We start from the raw sequence: 13,693 nt of genomic DNA, 5'->3' as shown, positions 1-13,693 counted from the left end.
TCGGGGAGTACGCCTCAGCAGCTGTTGGCCAACTGCTTCTCAGCTCTGCTTGTCGCCGGGGGCCACGGTCGCGGAAGCGGTGGGACGGGTGGCGATTTCGTCGAGAGTGACGATTTCCGGGTGGTGCAGGTCGAACGACGGGGCTTCGGAACGGATCCGCGGCAGGGTGCAGAAGTTGTGCCGCGGCGGCGGGCAGGACGTCGCCCATTCGAGTGAACGTCCGTAGCCCCAGGGGTCGTCGACCTCGACCTTCTTGCCGTACTTGGCGGTCTTCCAGACGTTGTAGAGGAACGGCAGGAGCGACAGCCCGAGCAGGAAGGAGCTGATGGTCGAAACGGTGTTCAGCGCGGTGAAGCCGTCGGCCGCCAGGTAGTCCGCGTACCGCCGCGGCATGCCCTCGACGCCCAGCCAGTGCTGCACCAGGAAGGTGCCGTGGAAGCCCACGAACAGCGTCCAGAAGTTGATCTTGCCGAGCCGCTCGTCCAGCATCTTCCCGGTGAACTTCGGCCACCAGAAGTAGAACCCGGAGAACATCGCGAAGACCACGGTGCCGAAGACGACGTAGTGGAAGTGCGCCACCACGAAGTAGGAGTCCGAGACGTGGAAGTCCATCGGCGGCGAGGCCAGGATGACGCCGGTCAGACCACCGAAGAGGAAGGTGACCAGGAAGCCGACGGCCCAGAGCATCGGGGTCTCGAAACTCAGTGACCCCTTCCACATCGTGCCGATCCAGTTGAAGAACTTCACCCCGGTCGGCACCGCGATCAGGAAGGACATGAAGGAGAAGTACGGCAGCAGTACCCCGCCGGTGACGAACATGTGGTGCGCCCACACCGTCACCGACAGGCCGGCGATCGAAATCGTCGCGCCGACCAGTCCGATGTAGCCGAACATCGGCTTCCTGGAGAACACCGGGATGACCTCGGAGACGATCCCGAAGAACGGCAGCGCGATGATGTACACCTCAGGATGGCCGAAGAACCAGAAGAGGTGTTGCCAGAGCAGCGCGCCACCACTTGCCGCATCGAAGATGTGCGCGCCGAACTGCCGGTCGGCCTCCAGCGCGAGCAGTGCCCCGGCGAGGATCGGGAAGGCGAAAAGCACCAGCACGGCGGTCAGCAGGACGTTCCATACGAAGATCGGCATCCGGAACATCGTCATGCCGGGCGCGCGCATGCAGACGATCGTGGTGACGAAGTTGACCGAGCCGAGGATCGTACCGAAACCGGACAGCGCCAGACCCATGATCCACAGGTCGCCGCCGACCTCGGGCGAGTAGACCTCGTTGTTCAACGGAGCGTATGCGAACCAGCCGAAAGAGGCCGAGCCCTGCGGGGTGAGGAAGCCGCCCACGGCGATCAGTGAGCCGAAGAGGTAGAACCAGTACGCGAGCATGTTCAGCCGCGGGAAGGCCACATCGGGCGCGCCGATCTGCAGCGGCATGATCCAGTTCGTGAATCCGGCGAACAACGGGGTCGCGAACATCAGCAGCATGATCGTGCCATGCATGGTGAACGCCTGGTTGTACTGCTCGTTCGACATGATCTGGGTGCCCGGACGGGCCAGCTCGGCCCGCATCACCAGGGCCAGCACACCACCGATGCAGAAAAAGGCGAACGAGGTGACCAGATACATCGTGCCGATCGTCTTATGATCAGTCGTGGTGGCCCAGGAGACGATGACCGTGCCAGGACGTCTCCGGCGTACCGGGACCTCGTTCGCGTAAGTGGCCTCTTCCTCTGCCGAACCCTCGGTGGCCCTCGTCGTCACAGCGACGTTCCTCCTGATCGATGCGCCAAAATCAAGCAGGAGCATGGCCCAGCCCCGGCCGGGCGGCCCAGATTCACCCGTTTCGGGGCGCGTCGCGGGTGCTGATCGGGCGTACCGAAAGACTGGTAGTCTGTGTGGCGGCCGTTTGTGTACGCGCCTCCGGATCATCGGAGGCTGCGCCCAACGGATCTCCGCCTCCCGAGTTACGGAAGATCCCCAGAGAATTCGACCTGGGGCACTCGGTGGCCTGAACACTCACGAGGAGTAAACGTGTCGCTCGACGCCGCTACGAAGAAGCAGATCATGTCCGAGTTCGGCCAGAAGGAGGGCGACACCGGTTCCCCCGAGGTTCAGGTCGCCATGCTCTCCCGCCGCATCTCGGACCTGACGGAGCACCTCAAGACGCACAAGCACGACCACCACTCCCGCCGGGGTCTGCTGATCCTGGTCGGCCAGCGTCGCCGCCTTCTGCAGTACCTGGCCAAGAAGGACATCCAGCGCTTCCGTGCGCTGGTCGACCGCCTCGGCATCCGCCGCGGTGCGGCCGGCGGTGCCAAGTAAGTACGTCTGTGAGCGAGGGAGCGGGCCCCACATCCAGGGGACCGCTCCCTTTGCTGTACGTGCGGAACCCGCACCCGGCTCAGTAACCTGGGCTTGGAACGCGACAGCGAACGAGGAGAAGCGCACCCCGCCGCCACCGGTCCTCGGTAGTGGCCCCCGGGAAAACGCCCGGGTGCTTCGATCGAAGACCGGTCCCGCACTCAGGGAGCGCTTCTCCGCAGCGTCCTCCGCCACACGGGCGAGGGGACGAAAGACGACGAGTATGGAGAAAACGCTAGTGGAGAACGAGACCCACTACGCCGAGGCCGTTATCGACAACGGAACCTTCGGCACCCGCACCATCCGCTTCGAGACGGGACGGCTGGCCAAGCAGGCCGCCGGTTCCGCCGTTGCGTACCTGGACGACGACACCATGGTGCTGTCGGCCACCAGCGCTTCCAAGAAGCCCAAGGACCAGCTCGACTTCTTCCCCCTGACGGTGGACGTCGAGGAGCGGCAGTACGCGGCCGGCAAGATCCCGGGTTCCTTCTTCCGTCGTGAGGGTCGGCCCTCCGAGGACGCGATCCTCACCTGCCGCCTGATCGACCGCCCGCTGCGCCCCTCCTTCAGGAAGGGCCTGCGCAACGAGATCCAGATCGTCGAGACGATCATGGCGCTCAACCCCGACCACCTCTACGACGTGGTCGCGATCAACGCCGCCTCGTGCTCCACGATGCTGGCCGGTCTGCCGTTCTCCGGCCCGATCGGCGGCACCCGTGTCGCCCTGATCAAGGGCCAGTGGGTTGCCTTCCCGACGCACACCGAGCTCGAGGACGCCGTCTTCGACATGGTCGTCGCGGGCCGCGTCCTCGAGGACGGCGACGTCGCGATCATGATGGTCGAGGCTGAGGCCACCGAGAAGACCATCCAGCTCGTCAAGGACGGCGCCGAGGCCCCCACCGAGGAGGTCGTCGCCGCCGGTCTCGAGGCCGCGAAGCCCTTCATCAAGGTGCTGTGCAAGGCCCAGTCGGACCTCGCCGCCAAGGCCGCCAAGCCCACCGGTGAGTTCCCGGTCTTCCTCGACTACCAGGACGACGTCCTGCAGGCGCTCACCGCCGCCGTCAGCACCGAGCTCGCCAAGGCGCTCACCATCGCCGGCAAGCAGGAGCGCGAGGGCGAGCTCGACCGCATCAAGGAGATCGCCGGCGAGAAGCTGCTCCCGCAGTTCGAGGGCCGCGAGAAGGAGATCTCGGGTGCCTACCGCGCGCTGACCAAGAAGCTGGTCCGCGAGCGCGTCATCAAGGACAAGGTCCGTATCGACGGCCGTGGCGTCACGGACATCCGTACGCTCGCCGCCGAGGTCGAGGCGATCCCGCGGGTGCACGGCTCGGCGCTCTTCGAGCGTGGCGAGACCCAGATCCTGGGCGTCACCACCCTCAACATGCTCCGCATGGAGCAGCAGCTGGACACCCTCTCCCCGGTGACCCGCAAGCGCTACATGCACAACTACAACTTCCCGCCGTACTCGGTCGGTGAGACCGGCCGCGTGGGCTCGCCGAAGCGCCGCGAGATCGGCCACGGTGCGCTCGCCGAGCGTGCCCTGGTGCCGGTGCTGCCGTCGCGCGAGGAGTTCCCCTACGCGATCCGCCAGGTCTCCGAGGCGCTGGGCTCCAACGGCTCGACGTCCATGGGCTCGGTCTGTGCCTCCACCATGTCGCTGCTGAACGCCGGTGTGCCCCTCAAGGCCGCCGTCGCCGGTATCGCCATGGGTCTGATCTCGCAGGAGATCGACGGCAAGACGCACTACGTCGCCCTCACCGACATCCTCGGTGCGGAGGACGCGTACGGCGACATGGACTTCAAGGTCGCCGGCACCAAGCAGTTCGTGACCGCGCTGCAGCTCGACACCAAGCTCGACGGCATCCCCGCCTCAGTGCTGGCCGCCGCGCTGAAGCAGGCCCGGGACGCCCGCCTGCACATCCTCGATGTGATGAACGAGGCCATCGACGTTCCGGACGAGATGTCCCCGAACGCCCCGCGGATCATCACCGTCAAGATCCCGGTGGACAAGATCGGCGAGGTCATCGGCCCCAAGGGCAAGATGATCAACCAGATCCAGGAGGACACCGGCGCCGACATCACGATCGAGGACGACGGCACCATCTACATCGGTGCCCAGGCCGGCTCGCAGGCCGAGGCCGCGCGCGCCACGATCAACTCGATCGCCAACCCGACCATGCCGGAGGTCGGCGAGCGTTACCTGGGTACGGTCGTCAAGACCACCACCTTCGGTGCGTTCGTGTCGCTGATGCCGGGCAAGGACGGCCTGCTGCACATCTCGCAGATCCGCAAGCTGGCCGGTGGCAAGCGCGTGGAGAACGTCGAGGACGTGCTCGCGGTCGGCTCCAAGGTGCAGGTCGAGATCGGTGAGATCGACTCGCGCGGCAAGCTCTCCCTGGTCCCCGTGATCGAGGGAGAAGAGGACCAGAAGAAGGACGACTCCGACAAGTGACGTCCCGTAGTTCCGCGGCGACGGCCCGCACCTCTTCGGAGGTGCGGGCCGTCGCCCGTACCCAAACGCTTCTCAAGGGCGAGAACGGCGCAGGTACCGTGCGCAGGACCACCCTCCCGGGTGGCCTGCGCGTGGTCACCGAGACGTTGCCCTCCGTGCGGTCGGCGACCTTCGGCATCTGGGCGCACGTCGGCTCCCGTGACGAGACGCCCACGCTGAACGGCGCCACCCACTACCTCGAGCACCTCCTCTTCAAGGGCACCGCCCGGCGCAGCGCCCTCGACATCTCCGCCGCGATCGACGCGGTCGGCGGCGAGATGAACGCCTTCACGGCGAAGGAGTACACCTGCTACTACGCGCGGGTCCTGGACACCGACCTGCCGCTGGCCATCGATGTGGTCTGCGACATGCTGACCGGCTCGCTGATAACGCCCGAGGACGTCGACGCGGAACGCGGCGTCATCCTCGAGGAGATCGCCATGACGGAGGACGACCCGGGCGACTGTGTCCACGACCTCTTCGCGACCACCATGCTCGGCGACACCCCGCTCGGCCGCCCGGTCCTGGGCACCGTGGACACCGTCAACGCCCTGGACCGCGGCCGGATCGCCCGCTTCTACAAGAAGCACTACGACCCGACGCACCTCGTCGTCGCCGCCGCGGGCAATATCGACCACGCCACGGTGGTACGCCAGGTCCGCCGGGCCTTCGACCGTGCGGGTGCCCTGACCCGTACGGACGCGGTCCCGCTGGGCCCGCGCGAGGGCTCTCGCACCGTTCGCCCCGCGGGCCGTGTCGATCTGCTGAACCGGAAGACCGAGCAGGCACACGTCGTCCTCGGCATGCCGGGTCTTGCCCGCACGGACGACCGGCGCTGGGCCATGAGCGTGCTGAACACCGCACTCGGCGGCGGTATGTCCTCACGTCTCTTCCAGGAGATCCGGGAGAAGCGCGGCCTCGCCTACAGCGTGTACTCGTACACCTCGGGCTTCGCCGACTGCGGGCTCTTCGGGGTCTACGCCGGCTGCCGGCCGAGCCAGGTGCCCGAGGTCCTCAAGATCTGTCGCGCGGAACTGGCCCAGGTGGCGTCCGACGGACTCACCGACGACGAGATCCGCCGCGCCATCGGCCAGCTCGCCGGTTCCACGGTCCTCGGGCTGGAGGACACCGGGGCGCTGATGCACCGGATCGGCAAGAGCGAAGTGTGCTGGGGCTCGCAGATCTCGGTCGACGAAATGCTGGAGCGGACCGCGTCGGTCACCCCGGACGACGTTCGCTCCGTCGCCCGCGACATTCTTGACCAGCGGGCCTCCCTTTCGGTTATCGGCCCACTGAAGGACAAGCAGGCCGACCGCCTCCACGAAGCGGTCTCCTGACCGCGAGCAACCTGACCACGAGCGGTTTCGCCCACGAGCGGTCCGCGTACGAGCGGTCGGCGTACGAGCCGTCCGCGTACGAAGGAAGAGAGAGCATGAGCAGCAAGCTGCGGGTGGCGGTCATCGGCGCCGGGGGCCGGATCGGCTCCGAAGCCGCACGAGCCGTCGACGCCGCCCCCGACCTCGAACTGGTCGCCGCGGTCGACCGGGACGACACACTCGAGGCGCTCACCGCAGCCGGGGCCCAGGTCGCCGTCGACCTGACGCACCCGGAAGCGGTGATGGGCAACCTGGACTTCTGCGTACGCAACGGAATCCACGGCGTCGTCGGCACCACCGGCTGGACCGACGAGCGCCTCGCGAAACTCCGCGGTTGGCTCGAGGACTCGCCGGGGACCGGCGTGCTGGTCGCTCCGAACTTCTCCATCGGCGCCGTGCTCACCATGACGTTCGCACAGGCAGCGGCACGATTCTTCGAGTCCGTCGAGGTCATCGAGCTGCATCACCCGAACAAGGCGGACGCTCCGTCCGGCACCGCACAGCGCACTGCACAGCTGATCGCGGCGGCTCGGGCGAAGGCCGGCTGTGCTCCGCAGCCCGATGCGACCAGCACCGCCCTGGACGGGGCGCGTGGCGCCGACGTGGACGGCGTCCCCGTGCACTCGGTACGGCTGCGCGGCCTGCTCGCCCACCAGGAGGTGCTGCTCGGTGGTGCCGGCGAGACGCTCACCATCCGCCACGACTCCCTGCACCACAGCAGCTTCATGCCGGGCATCCTGCTCGGCATCCGCCGCGTGGTCACCGCCCCCGGCCTGACCCTCGGCCTGGAACACTTCCTCGATCTGAGCTGACGGCGACCATGCGCGCAAAGATCACTTACTTCGTCACGGCTGCCGTCCTGGTCTTCTACTTCTTCCTGGTCGGCAGCCGGGGCGTGCTGCTCATTCAGAACGGCACGCTGCTCACGGTCACCTTCGGTGTGGCCGTGCTGATCCTTCCGCTGATCGGCATCTGGTTCCTCTGGAAGAACACGCAGTTCGTCCAGCGCGCCAACCGGCTCGCTGCCGAACTGGACGCCGAGGGCGGCCTGCCGGTGGACGAGTTGGTCCGAACGCCGAGCGGCCGTATCGACCGGGATTCCGCCGACGCGGTCTTCACCCGTCGCAAGGAGGAGACCGAGGACAGCCCGGACGACTGGCGCTGCTGGTTCCGGCTCGCGGTCGCCTACCAGGACGCCCGGGACACCCCGCGCGCCCGTAAGGCGATGCAGCGCGCCATCGCACTGCATGCGGGCCGTCCGGTGAGCGTCTGACAGCGGCCGGGCACCCGGCCGGTCACCGGCGCGCGTACTCGGCGTTCCACGCCTCGATGGTGTCGGCGGCGCGGTCGAAGGCCTCGTGGCGGGCCAGGAAGTCGGCATTGTGGTCGGTGAGCAGCGGAGCGAGCTGCTCACCGTTCTGCTGCAGCAGGACGAGCGCCTCCCCCTGGACGGTCCGCGGCAGCCCCAGCCAGCGAACCGGCTGCTGCACGGTGCGTACTGCGGCGGTCCGGCGCCACGGCACGGTGTGGGTCCGCAGGAAACCCACCCGCCGGACTCCGTGCCGGCTCACCCAGGTGCCGACGCGCAGCAGCCGCAGGGCACCCGCGATGACGGCCAGGCCGAGGCCCACGCAGGTGATTCCACCCGGCACGGCACCGGCGGCGGCGATGATCACGGCCGCCAGCAGTATGAAAGAGGCCAGCAGCAGAAGCAGCGCGGCCGTCCCGACCCGCCAGGGGCCGGGACGGTACGGCCGCCGCCACTGGTCATGGTCGTCGAACGGCAGCGCAACATCGTCGGAAGGCTCGGCGGCTGCGCCGAACGCACGGTCGGCCGTCAGGAAAGGCAGGGGCACGGCTGATCCTCACTCACAAGCACGCTCCATTGGCTGTGCCCGGTGAGGCTACCGATGAGATGATCGGCCGACCACCCCAGGGGTCCGGACGAGTCAGTGTCCGTGTGCGGCTTCCGAATGATGGGTGGCGGCGGGTGACTGATCCGCGGCCAGCGCAGGCAGCCCGAACAGCAGCGATCCGACCAGACCGGCGATGACGGTGATGCCGATCAGGGCCTGGCCTGCGAGCTGGGACGTGCTGGGGCGTGGACGGGACGGCGGTTCGACGTTGCTGCGGAAGTGGTCGGCCTCGGCGACAAATGCGAACGGGACGGCCTCTCGCCGGCGGAACATAGGGGCACTTCTCCTTGAATCTGGGTTCGGATCACGCATCACGCGGTCATCCGGTTGAGCTCTTTCCCGGATACTCCGCTTCTACCGATACAGACGTCCAAAGCTGTCGATCGGTGCCCGTTCACGACCGATCGGCCGAAGAATTCTGCCCTCGGTCCGTCCGTCGGGTGTTGTCGGTGCCGCGCCGTAGAGTGGGCGCCGCCCGAGCGATGCAACTGGAAGGACCCCGCCGGTGAGCGACACTCCCACCTCAGACCCCAAGCCGAGCTTCCGCAGCGACGTCACCGTCGAGCTGGTCAAGCACAGCGCGAGCGACTCCGACGTGCTGTGGGCGGCCCGAGTCTCCACGGCGGGTGAGCAGTCCCTGGAAGAGCTGCAGAAGGACCCTGAGCGCTCCAAGGGGCTCATCAACTTCCTGATGCGGGACCGCCACGGGAGCCCCTTCGAGCACAACTCGATGACCTTCTTCGTCAGCGCCCCGATCTTCGTCTTCCGTGAGTTCATGCGTCACCGGGTCGGGTGGTGTCTCGCGGGCGACACCGAAATCACCCTGGAGAGTGAGGCGGGAAACCTCCGGCGCAGAACGATCGCGGATCTGTACCGGCTCTGGCATGTCGGCGTCGAGGACCGCTTGCCGCACTCCGCAGGGGGAGTCACCTGGCATTCCGGGGCAGGAAAGTGGATGGCGCAGGTCCGCACCGGCGACAAGAACCACTACCTGGGGCTGTACGAGAACCGTGAGGCGGCCGAGTCGGCAGTCGTCGAGTTCCGGGAAGAGCACCCGAGCACCCGGATCCCGAAGCTGGAGTCGGCCCGCCGGAATCAGGTGCGTTGCTACGACGAGGAAACGCTGGTCGCGACCCGTGCTCCGATCATCGATGTGATCGAGTCCGGTGTGAAGCCGCTGATCATGATCACGACCGAGAGCGGCCGCGTGCTCCGCTCCACCGTGGACCACGCTGTTTTCACGCCGGAAGGGTGGCGGAAGGCGGGGGAGCTGGCGGTCGGGGACGCGGTGATGGCCGCTGCCACAGCCGCAGGCCCCACCGAGCGGCCGGTGCCGCCGAGTCTGCGGCGCGGGATCGGCGTTTGGACCTCGATGCAGCGTTCCCAGCTGATCAACGACGTGGACGTATGCCATCTCTGCGAGGGTTCGTTCCCCAGCGAGGAACTCGCACTCGACCATGTGATCCCCGTGGCGAGCGACCTGACGAAGGCGCTGGACGAGGCGAATCTCGCCCCCGCGTGCCAGGCGTGCCATGCGCGCAAGAGCGCGGAGGAGGAATACGCACGACGGGGCGGGAAGGCCGCGGCAGCTCGGCCGGACGCGATCGTTTCGATCATCGAAGACGGCGAGGAGATGACCTACGACCTGTCGGTGGAGGGCCCCTGGCACAACTTCCTGGCCAACGGCATCGTCGTACACAACTCGTACAACGAGGAATCCGGTCGTTACCGGGAACTCCAGCCGGTCTTCTACGTACCCGGCGAAGATCGCAAGCTGGTCCAGCAGGGCCGTCCGGGGAAGTACGAATTCGTCGAGGGCACCGACGCGCAGCAGGAACTCACCGGCCGTGCGATGGAGGACTCCTACCGCCAGGCGTACGAGGCGTACCAGGAGATGCTGGCCGCCGGTGTGGCGCGTGAAGTGGCACGTGCGGTGCTGCCGGTGGGCCTGTTCTCCTCGATGTACGCGACGTGCAACGCGCGTTCGCTGATGCATTTCCTCGGGCTGCGCACCCAGCACGAGCTGGCGAAGGTGCCGTCCTTCCCGCAACGGGAGATCGAGATGGTCGGGGAGCAGATGGAGGAGCACTGGGCGAGGCTCATGCCACTCACCCATGCGGCCTTCAACACCAACGGCCGGGTCGCCCCGTAGAGCACTGGTGTACGCATCACCCGCACGAAGTGTCCGTATTGCACCGTTTGGAGAAGTTCATCTAGGCTGATCAAACGGACCCGGCACTGCTTGAACCCCCGAGCAGGCAGTGCCGGGCTCCGTCGCTCCGGTCGCCCGAAGGCGTCCCCGAAGGCACGTACCGCACTGAGCAGCGAGTAGCGTGGTACCCATGGCTCCGATCTCCACTCCGCAGACCCCCTTCGGGCGGGTCCTCACCGCTATGGTCACGCCCTTCACGGCGGACGGTGCGCTCGACATCGAAGGCGCTCAGCGGCTCGCTGCCCATCTGGTGGACGCAGGCAACGACGGCCTGGTCGTCAACGGCACCACCGGCGAGTCCCCGACCACCAGCGACGCGGAGAAAAACGACCTCGTACGAGCCGTACGGGAAGCGGTCGGCGACCGGGCCCACGTCATCGCAGGCGTCGGCACCAACGACACCCGGCACAGCCTCGAACTGGCCCGCGCCGCAGAGGCCGCGGGCGCCCACGGACTGCTGGCCGTGACGCCGTACTACAACAAGCCGCCGCAGGAGGGCCTGCTCAGGCACTTCGTCGCCATCGCCGACGCCACCGAGCTACCGGTCATGCTGTATGACATTCCGGGCCGCAGCGGTGTCCCGATCAACACCGAGACGATCGTCCGGCTCGCCGAGCACCCGCGGATCGTCGCGAACAAGGACGCCAAGGGTGACCTCGGGCGGGCCAGCTGGGCCATCGCTCGCAGCGGTCTGGCCTGGTACTCCGGCGACGACATGTTGAATCTCCCGCTGTTCTCGGTCGGCGCCTGCGGCTTCGTCTCCGTGGTGGGCCATCTGGTCACCCCCGAGCTGCGCGCCCTCCTGGAGGCATACCTGGCGGGCGACGTGCAGAAGGCGACCGAGATCCACCAGCGGCTGCTCCCGGTCTTCACCGGCATGTTCCGTACGCAGGGAGTGATCACCACCAAGGCGGCACTCGCCCAGCAGGGACTGCCGGCCGGCCCGCTGCGTCTGCCGCTGGTGGAGCTCACCTCGGAGGAAAAGGCTCAGCTCAAGATCGATCTCGCGGCCGGCGGGGTAGAACTTTGAACACGGACTTCTGAATCTGACTGCTCAGCCCGACTTCTGAACGTGACGTCCGACCACGAACGTCATCACAGGCTTCACAACTGAATACGTACAACCATCTGACAACAGCAAGTGCACGAATGTCATGCGCGCCACGTGCCTTAGGTACGTGGCGTGTGTGGTGAGGAGAGTCTTTTGAGTCATCCGCATCCTGAACTCGGCGCGCCGCCGAAGCTTCCCAAGAACGGCCTGCGCGTCACGCCCCTCGGCGGTCTCGGCGAGATCGGCCGAAACATGACGGTCTTCGAGTACGGAGGCCGGCTGCTGATCGTCGACTGTGGCGTGCTCTTCCCCGAGGAGGAGCAGCCGGGGATCGACCTGATCCTGCCGGACTTCACGTCCATCAGGGACCGCCTCAACGACATCGAGGGCATCGTGCTCACGCACGGCCACGAGGACCACATCGGTGGTGTGCCCTACCTGCTCAGGCTGAAGCAGGACATCCCGCTGATCGGCTCCAAGCTGACCCTCGCGCTGATCGAGGCCAAGCTCCAGGAGCACCGCATCCGCCCGTACACCCTCGAGGTGACGGAGGGACACCGGGAGAGGATCGGCCCGTTCGACTGCGAGTTCGTGGCGGTCAACCACTCCATCCCGGATGCCCTTGCGGTCGCCATCCGCACACCCGCCGGTATGGCGGTGCACACCGGCGACTTCAAGATGGACCAGCTTCCGCTGGACCGACGCCTCACGGACCTGCCGACCTTCGCCAAGCTCGGCGAGGAGGGTATCGACCTCCTGCTGGCAGACTCGACCAATGCCGAGGTACCGGGCTTCGTACCGCCGGAGCGCGACATCTCCAACGTGCTCCGCACGGTCTTCGCCAACGCGCCCAAGCGCATCATCGTGGCGAGTTTCGCCAGCCACGTGCACCGCATCCAGCAGATCCTCGACGCGGCGCACGAGTACGGGCGCCGGGTCGCCTTCGTCGGCCGCTCGATGGTCAGGAACATGGGCATCGCCCGTGATCTCGGCTATCTCCGAGTCCCCGCAGGGCTGGTGGTCGACGTCAAGACGCTCGACGACCTGCCGGACGACGAGGTCGTGCTGGTCTGCACGGGCTCGCAGGGCGAGCCGATGGCGGCTCTCTCCCGGATGGCCAATCGCGACCATCAGATCCGGATTGTCCAGGGCGACACGGTGATCCTGGCGTCCTCGCTCATTCCCGGCAACGAGAACGCGGTCTACCGCGTGATCAACGGCCTGACCCGCTGGGGCGCCGACGTCGTCCACAAGGGCAATGCGAAGGTCCATGTCTCGGGCCACGCGTCGGCCGGCGAGCTGTTGTACTTCTACAACATCTGCAAGCCCAAGAACCTGATGCCGGTCCACGGCGAGTGGCGCCACCTGCGGGCCAACGCTGAACTCGGTGCGCTGACGGGTGTTCCCAAGGACCACATCGTCATTGCCGAGGACGGCGTGGTCGTCGACCTGGTCGAGGGCAAAGCGAAGATCGTCGGCAAGGTGCAGGCCGGTTACGTGTACGTGGACGGCCTCTCGGTCGGTGATGTCACGGAGACCTCGCTCAAGGACCGTCGCATCCTCGGTGAAGAGGGCATCATCTCGGTCTTCATCGTGGTCGACAGCTCGAGCGGCAAAATCGTGGGTGGGCCCTATATCCAAGCCAGGGGATCGGGCATCGACGACGCGGCGTTCAGCGCTGTGGTGCCCAAGATCGAGGAAGCACTGAACAAGTCCGCCCAGGACGGAGTCATGGAGCCGCACCAGCTCCAGCAGCTCATCCGTCGCACCGTGGGCAAGTGGGTCTCCGACAACTACCGTCGGCGTCCGATGATCCTCCCCGTCGTCGTCGAGGTCTGACCCGGTCGAGGCCTGACACAGCGGTTCGTACCGGAGCGGGGACCCCGATTTGCATCGGGGCGCCCCGCTCCAGTACGTTTACGGCTCCACCTGAACGGGCCTCCCAACACACTCGTGTGCTCGGACCGGACCAAAACGGGTGGGAATTCCGACTCAGAATCTCTGATAAAGTCGGAATCGCCGGAAAGGGAAACGCGAAAGCGCGGAACTGGAAAGCGGACCCCGCCGGCCGGGAATCGGACACGAAAGAGTCTGATAGAGTCGGAAACGCAAGACCGAAGGGAAGCCCGGAGGAAAACCCCAGAGAATGTTCTGCGGGTGAGTACAAAGGAAGCGTCCGTTCCTTGAGAACTCAACAGCGTGCCAAAAGTCAACGCCAGATATGTTGATACCCCGTCTCGTAAGAGACGCGGTTCCTTTGAAAAAGTCCTGCTGCTT

11 protein-coding genes are annotated in these 13,693 nt (G+C 66.6%); 8 read left to right on the top strand and 3 right to left on the bottom strand.

Features of this window, described 5'->3' with window-relative positions:
• Positions 1-39: 39 nt before the first annotated feature.
• Positions 40-1,770, bottom strand: coding sequence for a cytochrome c oxidase subunit I (ctaD, locus tag AB0M87_RS00055; protein ID WP_365848822.1), 1,731 nt, complete (start codon positions 1,768-1,770; stop codon positions 40-42).
• A gap of 270 nt (positions 1,771-2,040) precedes the next feature.
• On the opposite strand from ctaD, the gene rpsO reads away from it, so the two are divergent.
• The 5 genes from rpsO to AB0M87_RS00030 all read left to right on the top strand — a co-directional run bounded on the left by rpsO (position 2,041) and on the right by AB0M87_RS00030 (position 7,510).
• Positions 2,041-2,331 (top strand): 30S ribosomal protein S15, encoded by a 291-nt coding sequence (gene rpsO, locus AB0M87_RS00050; protein WP_067164948.1) that lies wholly within the window; start codon positions 2,041-2,043, stop codon positions 2,329-2,331.
• Positions 2,332-2,608: 277 nt separating this feature from the next.
• The gene (locus AB0M87_RS00045) at positions 2,609-4,822 is read left to right on the top strand and encodes a polyribonucleotide nucleotidyltransferase (RefSeq protein WP_365849825.1); all 2,214 of its coding nucleotides are present in this window, start codon (positions 2,609-2,611) and stop codon (positions 4,820-4,822) included.
• Complete coding sequence (locus tag AB0M87_RS00040) at positions 4,819-6,198, top strand: pitrilysin family protein (RefSeq protein ID WP_365848820.1); 1,380 nt, start codon at positions 4,819-4,821, stop codon at positions 6,196-6,198. The genes AB0M87_RS00045 and AB0M87_RS00040 overlap by 4 nt, the downstream gene beginning before the upstream one ends.
• Positions 6,199-6,293: 95 nt before the next feature.
• Positions 6,294-7,049 carry a 4-hydroxy-tetrahydrodipicolinate reductase gene (gene dapB, locus AB0M87_RS00035; RefSeq protein ID WP_365848819.1) on the top strand — a complete coding sequence of 252 codons (756 nt, stop codon included), beginning with the start codon at positions 6,294-6,296 and terminating at the stop codon, positions 7,047-7,049.
• An 8-nt stretch (positions 7,050-7,057) separates the two neighbouring features.
• Positions 7,058-7,510: a tetratricopeptide repeat protein gene (locus tag AB0M87_RS00030; RefSeq protein WP_365848818.1), complete on the top strand. Its 453-nt coding sequence runs from the start codon at positions 7,058-7,060 to the stop codon at positions 7,508-7,510.
• A 22-nt stretch (positions 7,511-7,532) separates the two neighbouring features.
• Here the strand turns inward: AB0M87_RS00030 and AB0M87_RS00025 are convergent, their stop codons facing one another.
• Complete coding sequence (locus tag AB0M87_RS00025; RefSeq protein WP_365848817.1) at positions 7,533-8,093, bottom strand: hypothetical protein; 561 nt, start codon at positions 8,091-8,093, stop codon at positions 7,533-7,535.
• A gap of 93 nt (positions 8,094-8,186) precedes the next feature.
• A complete protein-coding gene (locus AB0M87_RS00020) occupies positions 8,187-8,426 on the bottom strand; it encodes a hypothetical protein (RefSeq protein ID WP_365848815.1) in 240 nt (79 codons plus the stop codon).
• Between the two features lie 232 nt (positions 8,427-8,658).
• Here AB0M87_RS00020 and thyX point away from each other — a divergent pair, with 232 nt between their 5' ends.
• From thyX to AB0M87_RS00005, 3 genes are all read left to right on the top strand, one after another.
• On the top strand, positions 8,659-10,305 hold the full coding sequence (gene thyX, locus AB0M87_RS00015; protein WP_365848813.1) for an FAD-dependent thymidylate synthase: 1,647 nt from the start codon (positions 8,659-8,661) through the stop codon (positions 10,303-10,305).
• Positions 10,306-10,495: 190 nt separating this feature from the next.
• Complete coding sequence (gene dapA / locus AB0M87_RS00010) at positions 10,496-11,395, top strand: 4-hydroxy-tetrahydrodipicolinate synthase (RefSeq protein WP_365848812.1); 900 nt, start codon at positions 10,496-10,498, stop codon at positions 11,393-11,395.
• Between the two features lie 174 nt (positions 11,396-11,569).
• Positions 11,570-13,255 (top strand): ribonuclease J, encoded by a 1,686-nt coding sequence (locus AB0M87_RS00005; RefSeq protein ID WP_365848810.1) that lies wholly within the window; start codon positions 11,570-11,572, stop codon positions 13,253-13,255.
• Positions 13,256-13,693 lie beyond the last annotated feature (438 nt).

This window comes from Streptomyces sp. NPDC051320 (assembly GCF_040682175.1).
GTDB lineage: Bacteria > Actinomycetota > Actinomycetes > Streptomycetales > Streptomycetaceae > Streptomyces.
Note: the sequence above shows the minus strand (reverse complement) of the source record. Positions and strands in the feature narration are given on the sequence as shown.